General features: G+C 74.3%; 1 protein-coding gene and 1 pseudogene. Both read right to left on the bottom strand.

The annotated features are described in order from the left end of the window. Positions 1-209: pseudogene (locus GJ693_RS16525) on the bottom strand (molybdate ABC transporter permease subunit); the annotation flags it as partial. Then, a partial coding sequence (gene modA, locus GJ693_RS16520; protein WP_156257288.1) for a molybdate ABC transporter substrate-binding protein occupies positions 206-641 on the bottom strand: 436 nt, incomplete at its 5' end. The pseudogene GJ693_RS16525 and the gene modA, both read right to left, overlap by 4 nt.

Below are 641 nucleotides of genomic sequence, written 5' to 3'. Positions count from 1 at the left end.
GGCCCCAGCCCGACAAGCAGCGCCAGGCCCACCACCGTGGGCGGCAGCAGCAGCGGCAGCAGCAACAGCGCCTCTGCCAGCGGCCGGCCGCGCCAGCGCGTCGTCGCCAGCCAGTGGCCGAGCAGCAGCGCCAGCGGCAACAGCAGCGCCACGGTTGCCGCCGCCAGCACCAGCGACAGTCTGAGTGCGGTCAGGTCAGCCGGGTTCACGGCAGGCCAAATCCGGCTCTGGCCAGCACGGCGCGGCCTCTGGGCCCGGTGAGGCGATCGGCAAAGCCGCGCGCTGCCGGGCTGGCGCCGGGCATCAGCACCAACGTCTGCACCAGCGGCGGATGGAGTTTCGGCGGGATGGCCACCACGCGCAGGCCGCCGGCATCGCGCGCCAATGGCGTTGGTTGTTGGCCGTTGGCGGCAAGCGCCAAAGGCAGGGCCACCAGCCCCACCTCCGCCGCGCCCGTGGCCACAAAGCTCATGGCCTGGGCGACATTCTCGCCCAGCACCAGCGGCGCCGTATCGGCCACGCCCAGCCCGGCCAGCACGGCGCGGGCGGCGACGCCATAGGGCGCGTGCGCCGGGTTGGCGATGGCGAGGTGCCGGATGCGACCCGCCCGAATCGCCGCCTTCAGGCTGGCCAGGCTGGTG

Origin of the sequence: Sandarakinorhabdus oryzae (assembly GCF_009733735.1) — a bacterium.
GTDB lineage: Bacteria > Pseudomonadota > Alphaproteobacteria > Sphingomonadales > Sphingomonadaceae > Sandarakinorhabdus > Sandarakinorhabdus oryzae.
The sequence above is the reverse complement of the archived record's forward strand: the minus strand, read 5'-3'. Positions and strand labels throughout refer to the sequence as shown.